13 protein-coding genes are annotated in these 13,493 nt (G+C 60.4%); 5 read left to right on the plus strand and 8 right to left on the minus strand.

The window, feature by feature from the left end:
- Window positions 1-90: 90 nt before the first annotated feature.
- The 6 genes from AC245Y_RS08760 to AC245Y_RS08785 all read right to left on the minus strand — a co-directional run bounded on the left by AC245Y_RS08760 (window position 91) and on the right by AC245Y_RS08785 (window position 4,911).
- Window positions 91-1,014, minus strand: a complete 924-nt coding sequence (locus AC245Y_RS08760; RefSeq protein WP_017993865.1) for a DUF2167 domain-containing protein — start codon at window positions 1,012-1,014, stop codon at window positions 91-93.
- A gap of 75 nt (window positions 1,015-1,089) precedes the next feature.
- Complete coding sequence (aat, locus tag AC245Y_RS08765) at window positions 1,090-1,704, minus strand: leucyl/phenylalanyl-tRNA--protein transferase (protein ID WP_017993866.1); 615 nt, start codon at window positions 1,702-1,704, stop codon at window positions 1,090-1,092.
- A gap of 7 nt (window positions 1,705-1,711) precedes the next feature.
- The gene (gene accC / locus AC245Y_RS08770) at window positions 1,712-3,067 is read right to left on the minus strand and encodes an acetyl-CoA carboxylase biotin carboxylase subunit (RefSeq protein ID WP_017993867.1); all 1,356 of its coding nucleotides are present in this window, start codon (window positions 3,065-3,067) and stop codon (window positions 1,712-1,714) included.
- A 4-nt stretch (window positions 3,068-3,071) separates the two neighbouring features.
- On the minus strand, window positions 3,072-3,533 hold the full coding sequence (gene accB, locus AC245Y_RS08775; RefSeq protein WP_012757278.1) for an acetyl-CoA carboxylase biotin carboxyl carrier protein: 462 nt from the start codon (window positions 3,531-3,533) through the stop codon (window positions 3,072-3,074).
- A 20-nt stretch (window positions 3,534-3,553) separates the two neighbouring features.
- Entirely contained in the window at window positions 3,554-3,991 is a 438-nt protein-coding gene (aroQ, locus tag AC245Y_RS08780; protein ID WP_011651695.1) for a type II 3-dehydroquinate dehydratase, read from the minus strand.
- Window positions 3,992-4,152: 161 nt separating this feature from the next.
- A complete protein-coding gene (locus tag AC245Y_RS08785; protein ID WP_017993868.1) occupies window positions 4,153-4,911 on the minus strand; it encodes a DsbA family protein in 759 nt (252 codons plus the stop codon).
- A gap of 211 nt (window positions 4,912-5,122) precedes the next feature.
- Between AC245Y_RS08785 and AC245Y_RS08790 the strand changes: the two genes are divergently transcribed.
- Window positions 5,123-6,280 carry a pyridoxal phosphate-dependent aminotransferase gene (locus AC245Y_RS08790; protein ID WP_012757280.1) on the plus strand — a complete coding sequence of 386 codons (1,158 nt, stop codon included), beginning with the start codon at window positions 5,123-5,125 and terminating at the stop codon, window positions 6,278-6,280.
- 28 nt (window positions 6,281-6,308) lie between these two features.
- On the opposite strand, the gene AC245Y_RS08795 is transcribed toward AC245Y_RS08790, so the two are convergent.
- A complete protein-coding gene (locus tag AC245Y_RS08795) occupies window positions 6,309-7,649 on the minus strand; it encodes a DUF2778 domain-containing protein (RefSeq protein ID WP_012757281.1) in 1,341 nt (446 codons plus the stop codon).
- Window positions 7,650-7,855: 206 nt separating this feature from the next.
- On the minus strand, window positions 7,856-9,691 hold the full coding sequence (locus AC245Y_RS08800; protein WP_221963039.1) for a PHA/PHB synthase family protein: 1,836 nt from the start codon (window positions 9,689-9,691) through the stop codon (window positions 7,856-7,858).
- A 150-nt stretch (window positions 9,692-9,841) separates the two neighbouring features.
- Between AC245Y_RS08800 and AC245Y_RS08805 the strand changes: the two genes are divergently transcribed.
- From AC245Y_RS08805 to AC245Y_RS08820, 4 genes are all read left to right on the plus strand, one after another.
- Window positions 9,842-10,255 carry a hypothetical protein gene (locus AC245Y_RS08805; protein WP_017993870.1) on the plus strand — a complete coding sequence of 138 codons (414 nt, stop codon included), beginning with the start codon at window positions 9,842-9,844 and terminating at the stop codon, window positions 10,253-10,255.
- Between the two features lie 221 nt (window positions 10,256-10,476).
- Entirely contained in the window at window positions 10,477-11,694 is a 1,218-nt protein-coding gene (locus AC245Y_RS08810; RefSeq protein WP_003558982.1) for an LL-diaminopimelate aminotransferase, read from the plus strand.
- 61 nt (window positions 11,695-11,755) lie between these two features.
- A complete protein-coding gene (locus tag AC245Y_RS08815) occupies window positions 11,756-13,081 on the plus strand; it encodes a homoserine dehydrogenase (protein ID WP_017993872.1) in 1,326 nt (441 codons plus the stop codon).
- A 161-nt stretch (window positions 13,082-13,242) separates the two neighbouring features.
- Window positions 13,243-13,488 carry a hypothetical protein gene (locus AC245Y_RS08820; protein WP_017993873.1) on the plus strand — a complete coding sequence of 82 codons (246 nt, stop codon included), beginning with the start codon at window positions 13,243-13,245 and terminating at the stop codon, window positions 13,486-13,488.
- Window positions 13,489-13,493: the final 5 nt, after the last annotated feature.

Consider the following 13,493-nt stretch of genomic DNA (forward strand, 5'->3'; position numbering starts at 1 on the left):
TCTCATCACGCTTTACAGTGCCGCACGCCTTTTCAGACACACAAACAACGACGCTGTAACACTTTGAGTGACGCAGCAACCTGGATGAGCCTATGCGGTGGGTGTCTTGTTCCTCTTGAAAAGGCCCTTGGCAAAGCGAAGCGCACCGGCGAACACAATGAAAACGAGGACGCCGCCCTTTTTGAGGAAGGCGAGGGCGAGTGCCAGCAATCCCACCTTGGCAGCAATCTTGGCGCCCGCGCCCGCAGCGATCATTCCCGCCATCCCATAGGCCGCGATCTTGTCGCCCTCGACGTAGTCGGTATAGGCCATTCCCTTGTCGAACTGCACGAGCTTGGTGACGGTCGGGATGACACCCTCGATCTCTTTCAGCTGGTCGAGGCCGGCGACGAAGTTGAATTGAAATACGCCCTCGCGGCCGAACACACGCACGGAATAGTTCAGCGTGTGCTGCTTATCGTCGCCGAACATTAGATCACGCGCCCAGTGCAGCGTATGCGCGAATTTGTCGTAGTGCGGCGTGGATGCCCAGCCGACAAGCGTGATCTTCGGAAAACCCTGCTTTTCGCGCTCGACGTTGTTTTCCCTGATGGAATCCTTGATGTTCTGCAGCAGTTCGTCGTAATTGGTCGTGGCGACATCGACGTCCGAGACATAGCCGTCGGCGCTGTGTTCCACGGTGGAACCCCAGGCCTCTATATCGGTCGGCGCGTATTTCGCCGGGAAGATCATCCCCATCGTTCCCTCCGCCGCCGCCGGAGGATTTCCCCAGATATCGACGAGTACCGTCATCGCGTCGGCAGGGCTGAGATAGTAGAAGTCGGCGGGCACGTTCAGCGTTGCCTTCGCTTCAGGCAGCTTGATCACACCCTGCTGAAAATCGAGCTTCTCCAGCACCGGCTTTTCCGCGTCGGAAAAATCGGTCCTGTTCGGGAACATATCCTGGTAGGGACGTGCACCGGCTTGACCTGCAAATAAGGTCAAAAGGACTGCGGCAGCAAAATATCGTTTCAAAATTCTATCCCCCGTTGCATTTTTGAACCTAGCCAAATCGGCTGGAAAATCAACGTACGGATGAAACGATCGGGCTTAAAATGTAAGGTGCGGCGACTCCATCGCCGCGGCAAGCATCCCGGCATAGTCGGTCTTCGGAACGTCGATCGCTCCGAATGTCTTCAGGTGTTCGGTGGTGAACTGCGTGTCGAGCAGGGTGAAGCCCTTTTGCCGCAGCCGGTCGACCAGATGCACGAGGCAGATCTTCGAGGCATCCGTCCGGCGCGAAAACATGCTTTCGCCGAAGAAGGCCGAGCCGAGCGAGACGCCGTAGAGGCCGCCGACTAGTTCATCGCCCTCCCAAGCTTCCACGGTATGGGCATGGCCCATGTCGAAGAGCGTCGAATAAAGCGATCTGATCGTCCTGTTGATCCAGGTGCTCGGACGCCCGGATGTCTCCTCCGCGCAGGCGGCGATGACCTGATCGAAAGCGTGATCGAAACGGATCTCGAAGGGATTCTTGCGCACCGTCTTGGCAAGGCTTTTCGACACATGGAAATGGTCGAACGGCAGCACGCCGCGCAGTTCCGGTTCGACCCAGAAAATTTCCGGGTCGTCGGCGGATTCGGCCATCGGGAAGAGGCCGATGGAATAGGCGCGCAGGAGAATGTCAGGGGTTATGCCTGGTGACTTCCTGCGCGATCCTGCCATTCCTGTCCTATGCCGCCGGTGTGTTGGCGAGGTAGTCTTCCAGCCAGTGGATGTCGTAGTCGCCGTTGGCGATATCCTGGTTGGAGACGAGATCCTGGAATAGCGGCAGCGTTGTATTGATGCCGTCGACGACGAATTCGTCGAGCGCCCGGCGCAGGCGCATCATGCATTCGACGCGGGTACGGCCGTGCACGATCAGCTTGCCGATGAGGCTGTCGTAATAAGGCGGGATCTTGTAGCCCTGATAGGCACCGGAATCGATGCGCACGCCGAGACCACCCGGCGCGTGGAAGTGCGTGATCGTACCGGGTGAGGGCACGAAGGTGCGCGGGTGCTCGGCATTGATACGGCACTCGATGGCGTGACCGGAAAAATGCACTTCGTCCTGCGTCACCGACAGACCGCCGCCGGAAGCGACGCGGATCTGCTCGTGCACGAGGTCGATGCCGGTGATCGCTTCGGTGATCGGATGTTCCACCTGCAGGCGGGTGTTCATTTCGATGAAGTAGAACTCGCCGTTCTCGTAGAGGAATTCGATCGTGCCGGCGCCGCGATATTTCAGCTTCTTCATGGCGTCGGCGCAGATCTGGCCGATCTTCATGCGCTGCTCGACGTTGAGGGCCGGCGAATTCGCCTCTTCCCAGACCTTCTGATGGCGCCGCTGCAGCGAGCAGTCGCGCTCGCCGAGATGGATGGCATTGCCTTCGCCGTCGCCGAACACCTGGATTTCGATGTGGCGCGGCTTGCCGAGATATTTTTCCATGTAGACGGCATCGTTGCCGAAGGCGGCTGCTGCTTCCGTGCGGGCCGTCGACCAGGCCTCGATCACGTCGGCCTCGCTCTTGGCGACCTTCATGCCGCGTCCGCCGCCGCCGGCCGTGGCCTTGATTAGCACCGGATAGCCGATTTCGGCGGCCGTCTTCAGCGCATCCTCTTCGGTCTTCACCTCGCCGTCCGAGCCTGGAACGACGGGAATGCCGAGTTCCAGCGCCGTCGTCTTGGCGGTGATCTTGTCGCCCATGATGCGGATATGGTCCGCCGTCGGCCCAATGAAAGTGATGCCGTGGGCTTCGAGGATATCGGCGAACTTGGCATTCTCCGACAGAAAGCCGTAGCCCGGATGCACGGCGTCGGCACCGGTGATCTCGCAGGCGGCGACGATCTGGTGGATGTTGAGATAGCTCTCGCGCGAGGAGGGTGGGCCGATGCAGACACTTTCGTCGGCAAGGCGCACATGCATGGCATCGGCGTCGGCAGTGGAATGAACCACGACGCAGGCGATGCCGAGCTCCTTGCAGGCCCGGAGCACGCGAAGGGCGATTTCTCCGCGATTGGCGATGAGGATTTTCGAAATCATGGGCATGGGCCTATTCGATGACGACGAGGGCTTGGCCGTATTCGACGGGATGTCCGTCATCGACGAGGATCTCGGTCACCTTGCCTGACTTCGGCGAAGGGATCTGGTTCATCGTCTTCATCGCTTCGATGATGATCAACGTCTGGCCTTCCTTGACGGTTGCGCCGACTTCGATGAAGGGACGCGCGCCCGGAGCCGACGCCATATAGACGGTGCCTACCATCGGTGCATTGACGACATTGGCCGGGTTGCGGCTGGGAGCTGCGGCTGGCGCGGCAGCGGCTGCCGCAGCGGGCGCGGCAAAGGCCGGTGCGGCGATCGGCGCCTGAACATATTGCGGCGTGCCGGCGCGCGAAACGCGGATGCGCAGGTCGTCCTGCTCGACCTCGATCTCCGTCAGATCCGTTTCGTTGAGAATATTGGCGAGATCGCGGATCAGTGCCTGGTCGATACCCGATTTCTTTTCAGCCATGGTGTTGCCCTGTCTTATTCTTATGCCGTGATGTTCTTCAGCGCGTGGAGCGCCAGGATGTAGCTGTGAGGCCCGAAGCCACAGATCACGCCTTTGCATGCCGGCGCGATCATCGACTTGTGGCGGAATTCTTCCCGTGCATGCACGTTGGATATGTGGAGCTCGACGACGGGAATGGAAATAGCGCGGATCGCATCATGCAGCGCGACCGATGTATGCGTATAGGCGCCTGCATTGATGGCAACGCCGACGGCCTTTTCGTCGGCCTCATGGAACCAATCGACGAGCGTGCCTTCGTGATTGCTCTGGCGGAAGTCGATATCGAGGCCGAGCTCGCGCCCTGCAGCCTTGCAGTCCGCCTCGATGTCCTTGAGCGTCTTGCCGCCATAAATGCCGGGCTCTCGTTTACCCAGCATGTTCAGGTTGGGGCCGTTCAGGACAAAAATCGTTTGCGTCATCGAATGTTCCGTAAAAGGTACGACGGCAACCTATAGACTCCGCGAAGGCTGAATGAAAGCCCTTACGGAATGGCCAGCGGCAATCGTGCCACATTTGTCCACATGGTTGAAACACTTAGATTTTGGCGATTTGATGAGCTGGCGGCTGGCGGCTGCTTTGCTCAGCAGGCAGTCTTGCCGCAGCTGCGCATGTTCTTGACCTTGGCTTCGAGATCGTCGAGCCCGACGGCGCCAGGCACCAGTTCGTTGCCGATCACATAGGAGGGCGTGCCGCTGATGCCGAGACTGGAGGCGAGCTGGTAGGTCGCCTGGACTATACCGTCATTCGGGCTCTTTGCCATCTCGGCGCGGATCTTGTCCGCGCTGACGCCGAGCGAAGCGGCGACCGCGATCGCTGTTTCGTCGGAGGCACGGCCTTCGGTGCCGAGAAGGGCAACGTGGAAATCGGCATATTTCTCCGGTGCGAGCTTGCGGAAGGCGTCGGCCACCTTGTGGGCGGCGACCGAATCCGGCCCGAGGATCGGGAATTCCTTGAGGATGAAACGGACGTTCTTGTCCTTCTTCAGCATGGCCTGCATGTCGGGAAGCGCATGGCGGCAGTAGCTGCAATTATAATCGAAGAATTCGACGACAGTGACATCGCCCTTGGGATTGCCGAGCGTGACGTCGTTCTTTGAATCGAAAATGTCGGTGGTGTTCTCTTCGATCGCCATATTGGCTTTCACCGACCGCTGGGCCTCCTGCTTCTTCTGCAGCGCATCCTGGACTTCCAGCATGATCTCGGGATTCTCGATCAGGTATTGCTTGATGAATTCGCCGAACTCCTTCTTCTGCTGGTCGTCGAGCGCTGCCGCGGGAAGCGGAAGGGCGATCGATGCGGCAAGCGCCAGTGCGGTGAAGGTCTTCGGGAAGAATGCCATGTTATCCTCGTCATCGGCGGGATGGTCGTCTCTTCGTCGAGAAGACCGTCGCCGGGTTAATGGACTTGAATGCGTCGCGTCAAGGTACGGTGCGTTCTGTTCTGCTCAAACAGGAATTTTTCATCCCCGTCCGGCCCTCGCGGGATTGTGATGAGCCGATTAATGCGGCAATTGTCGGGCCGTCACTGAAGAAGCTGAGCGAGAAACGATCTTGTTTTCCATATCGAAACGCAGCGAAGTTGAGCCTTTTCACGCCATGGACGTCCTGGCGGAGGCGACGAAGCGGCGCGCGAGCGGCCATCCCGTGATCTCGATGGCGGTCGGTCAGCCCTCGCATCCGGCACCTGAGGCGGCCCTCGAAGCGGCGCGCGCAGCCCTCGCCGAAGGCAGGATCGGCTATACCGATGCGTTGGGAACGGCGCGGCTGAAATCGGCGCTCGCCTGGCACTACAAGGATCGCCACGGCCTGGAGATCGATCCCAAGCGCATCGCCATCACCACCGGTTCCTCGGCCGGCTTTAATCTCGCCTTCCTGTCGCTTTTCGATGCCGGCGATGCGGTGGCGATCGCAAGACCGGGTTATCCCGCCTATCGCAATATCCTCGGCGCGCTGGGCTTGAAGGTTCTGGAAGTGCCTGTAACGGCCGAGACCCACTTCACCCTGACGCCGCAAAGCCTCGAAGCGGCGCAGAAGGAAAGCGGCATGACGCTGAAAGGCGTGCTGCTCGCAAGCCCGGCCAACCCGACCGGCACGTTGACCGGCCGCGAGGGTCTGAAGGCGCTTTCGGATTACTGCGCGGCCCATTCCATCGCCTTCATCTCCGATGAAATCTATCACGGGCTGACCTTCGCCGGCGAGGAGGCGAGCGCGCTGGAGCTGACCGACGAGGCGATCGTCATCAACTCCTTCTCCAAATATTATTGCATGACCGGCTGGCGAATCGGCTGGATGGTGCTTCCCGAGCGCTTGGTGCGGCCGATCGAGCGGGTGGCGCAGAGCCTCTATATCTCCCCGCCCGAGCTCTCCCAGATTGCCGCCACGGCCGCTCTGAGCGCCGGTGCCGAGCTCGATCGTTACAAGACCAGTTACGCCGCCAACCGCGATTTGCTGATGCGGCGCCTGCCGCAGATCGGGTTTTCGATCGCCTCGCCGATGGACGGCGCCTTCTACGCCTATCTCGACGTCACCCGCTTCACCAATGACAGCATGGGCTTCGCCAAACGCATGCTCGCGGAAATCGACGTCGCCGCCACGCCGGGTCTCGATTTCGATCCGCTGGAGGGAAATCGAACCTTGCGTCTGTCCTATGCGGGCTCGCAAGCGGAGATCGCCGAGGCGGTGGAGCGAATCGCGGCCTGGCTGAAATAGCGCTCGCGGCTGCTTACTCTCTTATCGCTCAGCTACGCGACGAAAACAGTGAGGCAAGCGTCGAAGACGGTTTGTTGTTCAGCCGCGGCACCACCACGAGCTGCTTGATGTCGCCGCGCTTGTAGGCGGCGAGGAAGCGGCGGTAATCCTTGAAGGAGACACAGCCGTTGGAATCGCCGTTCTTGCCGAGCATGTAGGTATGGGCGAGTAGGCCGACACGGTCATAGATGGCGTCGGAACCTTCGACCGGCGTTAGCCGCAATGCTTCGACGCCATGGAAAAGGCTCTCGCGCATGGTGAGGGCATAGGTGTGCGGCGGCGTCGGTCCACGCATCTTCTTGTTGGCGAAACGCGGGTTGTCGCGCATCTTGCCGAGCCCGGAATGGGCCTCGAGGCGCTCGCCGTTCGGCAGATAGACGGTGCTGTTTTCGATATCGTAGATCGCCACGCCTGCGCGCAGCTTCGGCGAGAAGACCGGCTTATCGTAGCGCGGCACTGCATCGTCCTCGTCATCTTCGATCGGCGAGTTCGGCTGGGCGTAGGCAAGTACAGGCTCGTCAGAGCGCTGCGAACCCTTGGAGGCCGGTGTCGGTTTGCCGATGAGGCCATCGGGACGTGCCATCGGCAGCGGCACCGAACCTTCATCCGGCGCCAGCACGAGATCGAAGGGGGGCGCGTCGTCCGCGGCGGCGACGACGTCAGGTGCGGGTGCCGAAGCGGGAATGGAGGCGGTTCTGAGAGGAGGTGTGGTTGGTTCGACCGGGGCCGGCGCGATTTGCCGGGATCCGGCATCGGCAAGCGCAAGCAGGGTCGGGAGTTCGGCTGCGGCGACCGCCTCCTTCGAGGGAACGATGATCCGGTCGCCGTCGTCTTCGTCCGTCTCTGCCGAGGCGAGCTCGACCGGCGCCGTCACGATGACATCGTCCTTGCGGAATTTGGCGCTGTCGGAGATCGCCGCCACGACCGGCTGTTCGGCAGCCATGGCGAGCCGATTGTTTTTGGCGAGAACCGCGAGCGCTGTCGCGGCGGCAGCGGTCTTTTCGGCATGGGATTGAATGAGGCTCGCCGTCAGCGGTACCTTCGGCTTCGCATCGAAGGCGGCCAGCCGGTCGGCCTTGCCGACATGGATCAGCCTCTCGTGACGCGGTGAAGGCGCCAGCTTCGGCGCAGTCGCCACCTGTGCCAGGCGATCCGGCGGAGAATAGGGAGCGGCTAACGAGTGCATCGTCGCGAAGGTCGCGATCAGCCATGTAGAGGTCAGAAATCCGGCGCCGACAACACCGTAAAGGAAACCGCGAGATCTGCGCCAACGGAAAGCAGATCCGCCAAGAAGGGTGACGTCATCGAACGTCCCGACCGCAAACGCCATACTACACTCGTCTTTCAAACTCGCTACGCAGGCCGGCGGCACTGACTGACTAAACTTCGCCGGGGGCCGGTACAGGCGCAAATGGGCCGAATTTAGACCACCCACGACGTCCGACTGTCTCGCAAGGATGACGAATTATGGTTTCTAATTTGTTTACGCGGCGTTGCAGTTTTTCACGACGTCTCAAAAAGATGCGTTGAGGCGTCTCAGGCGCGCTCCATCACATAACTTCCCGGCGCTTCCTCGATCGCGTTCAGCGCGTCGCCGCCGGGTTTGCGGGCCGGCACGCGTCTGCCGTCATGCGTCTCGATCCAGGCCTGCCAATGCGGCCACCATGATCCCGGGGTCTCCGTCGCCTGCTCGAGCCAGGTCTCGTAGTCCCCCTTGGCGGGGCCGCCGGTCCAGAATTGATACTTCTTCCTGTCGGGCGGGTTGACGACGCCGGCGATATGTCCCGAGCCGGTCACGACGAATTCCACCTTGCCGCCGAAGAATCGGCTGCCGAGGAAGACGGACTTGGCAGGTGCGATGTGATCCTCGCGGGTGGCGAGATTATAGATCGGGATTTTGACGTCCTTCAGTGACACGGACTTGCCGTCGAGGATCATCTCGTTCTGCGTCAGCGCATTGTTGAGATAGCAATTGCGCAGGTAGAAGGCATGGTTTGCCGCTGCCATGCGGGTCGAATCGGCGTTCCAGAACAACAGGTCGAAGGGCAGGGGATCCTGGCCCTTGAGGTAGTTGTTGACGAAATAAGGCCAGATCAGCTCGGAGGCGCGCAGCATGTTGAAGGCCATCGACATCTTCGTGCCGTCGAGATAGCCGGCCGCCCGCATATGCTCTTCGAGCGATTCAAGCTGCTCCTCGTCGACAAAGACCTTGAGGTCGCCGGCATGGGTGAAATCGACCTGGGTGGTGAAGAGTGTCGCAGTCTTGATGCGCTTGTTCTTCTCCTTGGCATGCAGCGCCAGTGTCGCGGCCAGCAGCGTACCGCCGACGCAGTAGCCGACGGCGTTGACATCCTTCTCGCCGGTCGCTTTCTCGATTGTATCAAGCGCGAAATCGATGCCTTCGCGGGCATAGGCCGTCCAGTCCTTTTCGGCGTGGCGCGCATCCGGGTTGACCCAGGAAATGACGAACACCGTCTGACCCTGGTCGACGCACCATTTGATGAAGGATTTTTGCGGGTTGAGGTCGAGAATATAGAACTTGTTGATCCAGGGCGGGCAGATCAGCAGCGGCCGCTTCAGCACCGTTTCAGTCGAAGCCTCGTACTGGATGATCTGGCAGATGTCGTTCTGGGCGATCACCTTGCCTGGTGTCAGCGCCATATCGCGGCCGACGGCGAATTTCGTCATGTCGGTCTGGCGAAGACGAAGATCGCCGTTTCCGGCAGCGATATCCTCGGCCAGCATCTTCATGCCGCGCACCAGATTGGCGCCGCTGGTCGCGATTGTCTCGCGGTAGAGTTGCGGATTGGTGGCGATGAAGTTGGTCGGCGAAAGCGCTGCCGTGATCTGCTTCACGTAGAAGCCGGCCTTGTGCTTGGTGTGTTCATCGAGGCCATCGGTTTCCGACACCATCTTTTCCACCCAGTCGGTGGTGAGGAAATAGACCTGGCGGAGAAAATCGAAGAACGGATTCTTCTGCCAGTCCTCGTCCGAGAAGCGCTTGTCCTTGCGGGTGTCCGGCTCGGCAGGCGTGGGATCGCCCTGCATTCGCTGCATCGAGCGCATCCAGAGGCCGAAGAACGAGGACATCAGCTGCGTCTGTGCCTCGAAGGTGCGGCGCGGATCGGAAATCCAGTATTCGGTGACCTTGGAAAGCGTCTTGACCATGTCGGTCATCGGATCGGCGGCGCTTTCGGTGATCTCGCCGCGTTCGCGCGGCGCAAGCCAGGCAGACGCTGCTTGTCCTAGATTTTCGAGCGCCCGAGCGAAATTCATCGCCATGGCCTCAGGATCCTTCAACAGATAGGGATCGAGATCGTTCGCGTCGAAGCCGGTCTTGCCGCCATTCTCCTGCTTGCTGTCGGTCACCATTTCCTCCGGCGGCAGCACCACTCTTTTTATCCATTCGTTGTACATCGTGATCGAACGAGAAAACAAGTTCCACCCGCATCGGCTCATGCTATTGCTTTGTGGCTGCGACAAATTTAACAGTCGAAGCAGTCAAAACTGGATTTTTGAGGCATGACGAAGAACGGCATTCGGCGCATCGCAACCTTCAACCGCACCGCACTGATCTGCGTCGCGGCGGCGATGGCTCTTGCCGGATGCAATCTGACGGCGGAACAAAAGGCCGCAGCCGCCGCCAAGCGAGCGGCGCCGACCGCCATCGTCATGCCGGCCACTAAGGGCGAGGCGGCCGAGGGCGGCCTTGCTAAATACCCGGACGGCTATCCGAATTTCGGCGCGCCGCTGACCGCCGCCAATGTCCAGATGAGCGACGAGCAGGCGGCCGAACTGCAGCATCAGCTGACGGCACTTGCCGCCCGGCGCAAGGCCGGCACGATCTCGGAAGCAGATTATCAGGCCAAGGTCGCTGAAATGCGGCGTCTCGCCGCCGAGCACGGCACTGATACGCTGTCTGAAATCTCCAAATAGACCTTGCCTTTCAGGCAATTTGGACGCAAAGCCTTCGGCAAGGATCGGAAGACATAATTTTCCCGATAAAGCGCGTTACGCAGCCTTTCCGTCAAAGATTCGCCGCGTCGCTTGGGTCTGATGAATACGGCGTTGCGATTCTGAAGTTCGTGTCGCAGCCGCCGGGAGACGGAACGAACTTCGACTGCGGCCCGAAATGCCGCCTTTCCATGGGGAATGAGATGGAAGAGTTTCACAAAGTCCGGCGTTTGCCGCCTTATGTTTTCGAACAGGTCAACCGTTTGAAGGCAAGCGCGCGAGCGGGCGGCGCCGATATCATCGATCTCGGCATGGGAAACCCCGACCTTCCCACTCCCCAGTCGATCGTCGACAAGCTGTGCGAGGTCGTGCAGGATCCGCGCACGCACCGTTATTCCTCTTCCAAGGGCATTCCGGGGCTGCGCCGCGCCCAGGCCGCCTATTATGCCCGCCGTTTCGGCGTCAAGCTCAACCCGGATACCCAGGTGGTTGCCACCTTGGGCTCCAAGGAAGGCTTCGCCAACATGGCGCAGGCAATCACGGCGCCTGGCGACGTGATCCTCTGCCCGAATCCCACCTATCCGATCCACGCCTTCGGCTTCCTGATGGCGGGTGGCGTGATCCGTTCCATGTCGGTGGAGCCGGATGCGAGCTTCTTCGAACCGCTGGAACGCGCCGTCAAGCATTCGATCCCGAAGCCCTTGGCGCTGATCCTCAACTATCCCTCGAACCCGACGGCTTTTGTCGCGACGCTCGATTTCTACAAGGACGTCATCGCCTTTGCGAAAAAGCATGACATCATCGTGCTTTCCGATCTTGCCTATTCGGAAATCTACTTCGACGGCGCCCCGCCGCCGTCGGTTCTCGAAGTGCCGGGCGCTATGGACGTGACCGTCGAGTTCACCTCGATGTCGAAAACCTTCTCCATGCCCGGCTGGCGCATGGGCTTTGCCGTCGGCAACGAGCGACTGATCGCAGCGCTCACCCGCGTCAAGTCCTATCTCGACTACGGCGCCTTCACGCCGATCCAGGTGGCGGCAACGCACGCGCTGAACGGCGATGGTTCCGACATTGCGGAAGTCCGCAACGTCTATAAACGTCGCCGCGACGTCATGGTCGAAAGCTTCGGCAAGGCCGGGTTCGACGTGCCGCCGCCGGCTGCGACGATGTTCGCCTGGGCGAAGATCCCGGAAAAGTTCCGTCATCTCGGTTCGCTGGAATTCTCCAAGCTGCTGGTCGAGAAGGCCGACGTCGCCGTTGCCCCGGGCATCGGCTTCGGCGAAATGGGCGACGACTACGTCCGTCTGGCACTTGTCGAGAATGAACACCGCATCCGCCAGGCTGCGCGCAACATCAAGAAGTTCATGTCGACGGCAGACGAGACGATGCACAACGTCATCTCGCTGAACGCACACCGCTAATCCAACCGTTGGGCAGCCGCGTCATGCGGCTGCCGCCACACAGACATTTCAGGATCGATCCATGGCAGATGCCCTCAAAATCGGCATTGCGGGCTTGGGCACCGTTGGCGCCTCGCTTGTCCGCATCATTCAGCAGAAAAGCAACGAGCTTGCCGTCACCTGCGGGCGTCCGATCACCATCACGGCGGTCTCCGCGCGTGACCAGGCGAGGGACCGCGGTATCGATCTTTCCGCTGTTACCTGGTTCGACCGGCCGGAAGAACTTGCCGAAAAGGGCGATATCGACGTCTTCGTCGAGCTGATGGGCGGCGCCGAAGGGGCGGCCAACATCTCCGTGCGCGCCGCACTTCAGCGTGGTCTCCATGTGGTGACAGCCAACAAGGCGCTGCTTGCCTATCACGGCGTCGAGCTTGCGACGATCGCCGAGGAGAAGGGGGCGCTGTTGAACTTCGAGGCGGCAGTCGCTGGCGGCATCCCGGTCATCAAGGCGCTGCGTGAATCGCTGACGGGCAATTCCGTCTCGCGCATCTATGGCATCATGAATGGCACCTGCAATTACATCTTGACCAAGATGGAGAAGGAGGGGCTTTCCTTCGCCGAATGCCTCAAGGAAGCGCAGCGGCTGGGTTATGCCGAGGCCGACCCGGCCTTCGATATCGAGGGCAACGACACGGCCCATAAGCTTTCCATCCTGACGACGCTCGCCTTCGGCAATCAGATCGCCGCCGACGACATCTATCTCGAAGGCATCACCAACATCTCGATCGAGGATATCCACGCCGCTGCCGAGCTCGGGTATCGCATCAAGCTCTTGGGCGTTGCCCAGCGCACCGATACCGGCATCGAGCAGCGCGTCCATCCCACAATGGTGCCGGTCGATTCGGTCATCGCCCAGGTCGACGGCGTTACCAATGCAGTGGCGATCGAATCCGACGTGCTCGGCGAATTGCTGATGGTCGGCCCTGGCGCCGGCGGCAACGCCACCGCCTCGTCGGTGCTTGGTGATATCGCCGATATCGCCAAGAGCCAGCCGGGCGCCCAGCGGGTGCCGGTGCTCGGCCATCCCGCAACGACGCTGGAACCCTACCGCAAGGCGCAGATGCAGAGCCACGAGGGCGGCTATTTCATCCGCCTGACCGTGCTCGACCGCACCGGCGTGTTTGCCAGCGTCGCAACCCGCATGGCCGAAAACAACATCTCGCTGGAATCGATCGTCCAGCGCTCCAAGCAGCACCTGGCGCCATCGCATCACCAGACGATCATTCTCGTCACCCATGCGACGATGGAAGAGTCGGTGCGCAAGGCAGTCGCCTCGATCAAGTCGGAAGGTTATCTCTTCGGCGAGCCGCAGGTGATTCGCATCGAGCGGCCGAAAGAGGAAGGCTGAGCCTTTTTCCCGTCCCGGAGGACCGTTAAGCCGCCCTGTTCCTGCAGGGCAGTTTTTTCTGTTATCTATTCAACCTTCCGTTACGGAAGTCTATATTAACAGATACCGAAATATTGATATAACTAAACCTAAGATGGTGAGTCGTCTGGGTGGAGAATTTCATGAGTAAGGACAGCCACGCCGGGAAGGGGTATGGCTACCCGAGCGATGTGCCGCCGAACCCTCCTGATATGCCTGAGGAAATCCTCAAGCCGGCTTACCGTGAAATTCCTGAAGAGGTCTCTGATGAGGCTGATGACGAGGAAAACACGGAAGGCCGTAACTGGGCCATTCTGCTGACGCTGTTTTCGTTCCTGCTGGTGCAGTTCGCCGGCATCGCCATGATCATCTGGGCGGTGTTTTGGTAAAAACC

This window comes from Rhizobium sp. SRDI943, assembly GCF_057653695.1.

Excerpts from the sequence above, each read along its gene's own strand:
- aat (WP_017993866.1), bottom strand. The coding sequence starts at position 1,704 with ATGGCAGGATCGCGCAGGAAGTCACCAGGCATAACCCCTGACATTCTC.
- accC (WP_017993867.1), bottom strand. The coding sequence starts at position 3,067 with ATGCCCATGATTTCGAAAATCCTCATCGCCAATCGCGGAGAAATCGCC.
- accB (WP_012757278.1), bottom strand. The coding sequence starts at position 3,533 with ATGGCTGAAAAGAAATCGGGTATCGACCAGGCACTGATCCGCGATCTC.
- aroQ (WP_011651695.1), bottom strand. The coding sequence starts at position 3,991 with ATGACGCAAACGATTTTTGTCCTGAACGGCCCCAACCTGAACATGCTG.
- AC245Y_RS08785 (WP_017993868.1), bottom strand. The coding sequence starts at position 4,911 with ATGGCATTCTTCCCGAAGACCTTCACCGCACTGGCGCTTGCCGCATCG.
- AC245Y_RS08795 (WP_012757281.1), bottom strand. The coding sequence starts at position 7,649 with ATGGCGTTTGCGGTCGGGACGTTCGATGACGTCACCCTTCTTGGCGGA.
- AC245Y_RS08800 (WP_221963039.1), bottom strand. The coding sequence starts at position 9,691 with ATGGTGACCGACAGCAAGCAGGAGAATGGCGGCAAGACCGGCTTCGAC.
- AC245Y_RS08805 (WP_017993870.1), top strand. The coding sequence starts at position 9,842 with ATGACGAAGAACGGCATTCGGCGCATCGCAACCTTCAACCGCACCGCA.
- AC245Y_RS08810 (WP_003558982.1), top strand. The coding sequence starts at position 10,477 with ATGGAAGAGTTTCACAAAGTCCGGCGTTTGCCGCCTTATGTTTTCGAA.
- AC245Y_RS08815 (WP_017993872.1), top strand. The coding sequence starts at position 11,756 with ATGGCAGATGCCCTCAAAATCGGCATTGCGGGCTTGGGCACCGTTGGC.
- AC245Y_RS08820 (WP_017993873.1), top strand. The coding sequence starts at position 13,243 with ATGAGTAAGGACAGCCACGCCGGGAAGGGGTATGGCTACCCGAGCGAT.